The 5,113-nt window shown below is 66.3% G+C and carries 4 protein-coding genes and 1 pseudogene; 2 read left to right on the top strand and 3 right to left on the bottom strand.

What is annotated here, in order from left to right; translation table 11 throughout:
• Positions 1-79: 79 nt before the first annotated feature.
• A pseudogene (locus tag ACWDKQ_RS35040) lies at positions 80-848 on the bottom strand (transposase).
• Between the two features lie 17 nt (positions 849-865).
• Positions 866-1,000: a hypothetical protein gene (locus ACWDKQ_RS35045; protein WP_450143053.1), complete on the bottom strand. Its 135-nt coding sequence runs from the start codon at positions 998-1,000 to the stop codon at positions 866-868.
• A gap of 670 nt (positions 1,001-1,670) precedes the next feature.
• On the opposite strand from ACWDKQ_RS35045, the gene ACWDKQ_RS35050 reads away from it, so the two are divergent.
• Together ACWDKQ_RS35050 and ACWDKQ_RS35055 are read left to right on the top strand one after the other, a co-directional pair.
• A complete protein-coding gene (locus ACWDKQ_RS35050; protein ID WP_450143054.1) occupies positions 1,671-3,956 on the top strand; it encodes an ATP-dependent Clp protease ATP-binding subunit in 2,286 nt (761 codons plus the stop codon).
• A gap of 34 nt (positions 3,957-3,990) precedes the next feature.
• On the top strand, positions 3,991-4,503 hold the full coding sequence (locus ACWDKQ_RS35055; RefSeq protein WP_450143055.1) for a hypothetical protein: 513 nt from the start codon (positions 3,991-3,993) through the stop codon (positions 4,501-4,503).
• Positions 4,504-4,759: 256 nt separating this feature from the next.
• Here the strand turns inward: ACWDKQ_RS35055 and ACWDKQ_RS35060 are convergent, their stop codons facing one another.
• Positions 4,760-5,080 (bottom strand): helix-turn-helix domain-containing protein, encoded by a 321-nt coding sequence (locus ACWDKQ_RS35060; protein WP_450143056.1) that lies wholly within the window; start codon positions 5,078-5,080, stop codon positions 4,760-4,762.
• Positions 5,081-5,113 lie beyond the last annotated feature (33 nt).

Here is a 5,113-nt window from a genome sequence, read left to right on the forward strand (position 1 = left end):
GAGGCCACCGAGACATTGTCCAGCCCCCGCCGAAAGGGCTGACCAGCTACAACGCCCCAGTTGGCACCTGGCCGTAGCTTCAGGAGTTCTGGGCCTTCTCGCTGGACTCGGCGAACCGGTCCAGCGCCGCTTGCTCCGAGGGCGCGGTGTAGACCGGCTTGAGGTCCTTGGCGATCGCGCTCCAGTCCTTGCGGGAGGCATAACGGAAACTGTGGCGCAGCAAGTCAACGATGCACGTCTGCACGATCGTCTGCGGCCATACCTGGGCGATGGCCTCGGGCAGGCCCTTCAGTCCGTCGCAGACCACGATGCAGCAGTCGACGGTGGTCCTGTTCTTGATCTCGGATAACACCCGCAGCCAGTACTTGGCGCACTCCCCGGCGCAGTGCTCGCCGGCCCACAGTCTGAGGAAGACGTGTGCAGTCGATGAAGATCACCGGATAGACCGGGTCCAACGGCCGGTTCTGCCACTCGACCATCCCGTCCATCACCCGGTCGGTGATCGTGGAGATCGTCTGCTTGGACACCTCGGCCCCGTAGATCTCGACCAGGTGAGCCGAGATCTCGCCGTGTGTCAATCCCTTGGCGGACAACGAGATCACCACATCGTCCACTCCGGTCAACCGGCGCTGCCGCTTCTTCACGATCGTCGGCCCGAAACTCCCGTCGCGATCCCGCGGCACGCTGATTTCCACCGGACCGGCCTCGGTCAGCACCGTCTTGGCCGGTGTGCCGTTACGCGAGTTGCCGCCGCCGCGGCCGACCGGGTCGTGCTTGCCATAGCCGAGATGATCATTCATCTCGCCGGCTAGCGCGGCCTCGGTGACCAGCTTGGTCAGCCGGCCCATCAGGCCGCCCTCACCAGTCAGCCGCAGCCCTTGGGCACGGGCCCGATCGGCCAGCTGCTGGATCTGCTCACCAGCCTGTACCGGTACGACGCCGCGCTTCCAAGGTCTGCCGCGGCGGCCTCGCTGGCCTGCTCGGCCTCCACGTCAGTCACTGGTGCCTCCTACATCTCAGGAGTTACACCGTTAAAATTCCAGTCCCACCACTCCCGGTGACACAGGATGACGAACACGCGACAGTTGAATCCGCGAGGGGCGGGCTGTCAAGTTTTCGGTACGTACAGCTACTTTTCACTTGGTCGCGCCGACCCGAGTGGAGAGCCGTTGATGCTGCTCGATGCCACGACTGTGGTGGTGCGTTGGTGGCCGTCGCGGCGGTGCTGGGGCGTCTAACGGGTTCAACAACATCGGGAACCAGTCGCCGTTGTACCGGCAGGCGCCGGCTTGTGATGGCGGGATAGCTGTAGGGCCGCTCCGGACGTCTCAGTATGTTGGTGCCAACATCGCGGCTGCGGTGATCGAGTAGTGCTTCGCGGGTCCGGAGTGATCCGGGGTTGCACCGGCTCGGTGGCGTGGTCGTGGGATCAGCGCGGTACTGCTGGCGGGGGCGCTGGTGGGGTTGGTGGTCGGGCGCCGGTCCTGCTGAGCGGGTGGTGCTGAGCGCTGGTGTGCTGATAGTCCGGTTTGCAGGCGGGGCCTGCGTGTGTTGTGGAGGTGGCCCCTTTGGTTCGCGGCAGTGTTGGTGATTCCTCTGCCGCCTTTGATTCGCTGTTCAGTGAGGTGTTCTCGGGGCCGTCGGGGGGTGCTTCGGCGTCGGAGCGCGGCTTGGCGTTGGGCACGTTGCTGGATGCGCAGGCGCATGAGGTGGTATCGAAGGCGGTTCGTTCAACTGTGGACTGGGGCAGCCGGGAGTTGGACGGTGCGCATCTGCTGTGGGCGGTGACGCAGGTGCCGGCGACAGCGGAGTTGCTGGTGTCTTCCGGGGTTCGGGTGGAGGAGTTAGCGGCTGCGGTGCGGTCGGCGGTGGTGGCGCAGGATTCGGGGGTGGCGGGGCGGCCGGTGTTGTCGTCGGCGGCTCGGCGGGCGTTGTTGGGGGCGTATCAGCAGGCGTTGGGTGAGGGTGCCGATGTGGTGGGGGCGCGGCATCTGGTGTTGGGGTTGGCCGCGGATGCGGATTCGGTGGCAGGGAGGGCGTTGGCGCGGGCGATCGAGTTGGGTGATCGGGGTGGGTCTCGGTCGGTGTTGAGCGTGACGCCGCGGTTGGACGAGTTCGGGTTGGATCTGACGGAGTTGGCGCGGTCCGGGAAGTTGGATCCGGTGGTGGGCCGGGATGCCGAGATCGAGCAGGCGATCGAGGTGTTGGGTCGGCGGTCGAAGAACAACCCGGTGTTCGTGGGGGATCCGGGTGTTGGGAAAACCGCGATCGTGGAGGGGTTGGCGCGGCGGATCGTCGAGGGTGCGGTGCCGTGGTCGTTGGCGGACATGCGGGTGGTGTCGCTGGATCTGGCGGGGATGGTGGCCGGGGCGAAGTACCGGGGGGAGTTTGAGCAGCGGTTCCGGGATGTGCTGTCGGAGATTCGGGCGCATCGGGAGAGTGTGTTGGTGTTCATCGATGAGGTTCACAGCATCGTGGGAGCTGGTGCGGGTGAGGGGTCGATGGATGCGGGCACGATGCTCAAGCCGGCGTTGGCGCGGGGCGAGGTGCGGTTGATCGGGGCGACGACCGTGGAGGAGTACCGGCGGCACGTGGAGAAGGATCCGGCGTTGGAGCGCCGGTTCGCGCCGATCATGGTGGCAGAGCCGTCGGTGGCCGAGGCGGTGGTGGTGTTGGAGGGGTTGCGGGAGAGGTACCAGCGGCATCATCGGGTGCGCATCGATGCTTCGGCGTTGTCGGCGGCGGCGGAGTTGTCGCAGCGTTACATCGCGGATCGGTTCTTGCCGGACAAGGCGGTGGATCTGCTGGACCAGGCTTGTTCGCGGGTGCGGTTGCGGCGTGGTGGTGAGGTGCGCGAGTCGGCGGTGTTCGAGCCGACGGTGGTCGCTGATGACGTGGCGGATGTGGTGGCGTCGCGGACCGGGATTCCGGTGGCGGATGTGGGTGCACAGGACGTGCAGCGGTTGCTGGGGTTGGAGCAGCAGTTGCGGTCGCGGGTGGTCGGTCAGGATGCGGCGGCGGCGTCGGTGGCGGAGGCTGTGCGTCGGGCGCGGGCGGGATTGGCGGATCCGGATCGGCCGATCGGGAGTTTCTTGTTCCTGGGGCCTACGGGGGTGGGTAAGACGGAGTTGGCGCGGGCGTTGGCGCATGCGTTGTTCGGGGATGTGCAGCGGTTGTTGCGGTTGGACATGGGGGAGTTCCAGGAGAAGCACACGGTGTCCCGGCTGGTGGGTGCGCCGCCGGGGTATGTGGGTTATGGCGAGGCGGGACAGCTGACTGATCGGGTGCGGCGGCAGCCGTATTCGGTGGTGTTGCTGGATGAGGTGGAGAAGGCGCATCCGGATGTGTTCAACACGTTGTTGCAGGTGTTGGATGCGGGGCGGTTGACGGATTCGCAGGGCAGGTTGGTGGATTTCCGCAACGTGGTGGTGATCATGACCTCTAACATCGGGGCTGATCGGGTGTTGGATGCGGGGGCGGATGCCGGGGAGTCGGCGTTGGTGGTGCTGGAGGAGTTGCGGGCGTTCTTCCGGCCGGAGTTCATCAACCGGATCGATGATGTGGTGGTGTTCCGGCCGTTGGGGGTGGAGCACTTGCGGCGGATCGCGTCGTTGTTGTTGGAGCGCACGGAGGCACAGTTGGCGGTCAAGGGGATTCGGTTGGTCGTGGGGGATGCCGGTTTGGATTGGTTGGTGGATCGGGGGTTTCAGCCGGAGTTCGGGGCGCGTCCGTTACGTCGGGTGATCGCGCGGGAATTGGACAATCGATTGGCGTCCATGGTGTTGGCGGGCACGGTGTCGGCGGGTGATCAGGTGTCGGTGGATGTGGTGGATGGAGAGTTGTCGTTGGTGGTGACGTCGGTGTGGGAGCCGGTGTCGGGTGGGCGGCATGCGGCGCCGGTGGAGAGTGCGGTGGGGCGTTCGCAGCCGGTTCAGCGGCATAGCGTGTTCGGGTGAGGCTTGCCCGGCATCCGGCGAGGTGGCCGCGCAAGTGTTTCCTGGTCAGGTGGCTGGTGTTGGGGGCCAGGGGATTTCGGTCAGGGCTGATGCACGCGACGGTGCGGTGTTCGGTGCGGAGGCGGTCGAGGGCGGTGAGCAGGTGCGGGTGGTGGGCGAGAGCGGGGAAGATGTGGTCGTCTTCGCTGGTGTCGTGGAAGGTCAGGAAGTCGCAGAAGGCCAGCCAGTGCTGGCGTATCTGCATGCCAAGGCTCGTTGTTGTTGGTCGCCGCTGGTTCGGGTGGTGAGGTGGGTGTGGGCTTCGGTGGGGACGTGCTGGAGTGGGGCGCGTCGTCGAGGACGTCCCGGCCGAGCCGCCGCGCTCAGGGCCGAGCTGACCGAGATGCTCCCGTTCGCCCCGGTCGTGTCGCTGTTGATCGAGTTGGACAAGCACACCGGGTTCCTGGACTGTTTCACCCACGCTGGCGGCAAGCAGGCCCGCAGCAACGAACTGACGCGGAACCTGATCGCGGTGATCCTGCGCGAGCCAGAAGCGATCGATGATTAGTCGGGGAATTTCTGGTCGTTGTAGGGTCCGTGCCTGTGGAGCGCGCAGGTGCGTCAGGATGCGGTCGGCGTCGCTGAGGACGGTGTTGGCGACGTCGCGGTCGCGTTCGATCTCGGCGACGGTTCCCGATGGTCCGACCACGCAGGTGGCGTAGGCCTTCCATCGATGGTGGGCAGCGTGTCGTGGGCGCCTTCATGTTCGAGTGGGGTGACCGCCGCTGCGGAGGCGGTGCCCAGGCGTTTCGACAGAGGGATCGTCACGGTGGCGTCGGACCATTGAGGTTTCGGGCTTCCTGGAGTTGGTCTTCCAGGGTGACGATGTGGCAGGCGGCGTCGAGACCGGTGCCCTGGTCGACGAGTTCCCGGACGCGAGCGGCCAGGCGCAGCTGAAAGCGGGAGTAGCGGCGATGTCCACCGGAGGAGCGCTGCGGCTCGATCAGTCGTGCCTCGTCCAGGCTCCGCAGGAACGCCGCGGTGGTGCCGAGCATCTCGGCGGCGCGGCCCATGGTGTAGGCGGGGTAGTGCTCGTCATCGAACTTCTCGTCCGCGGTCTGCGGGTCGTGGGTCTCTGGGGTCATCGTGCCTCCGCATCATGAGGGGCCCCGGTGCGA

It is taken from the genome of Saccharopolyspora sp. NPDC000995 (assembly GCF_053599315.1).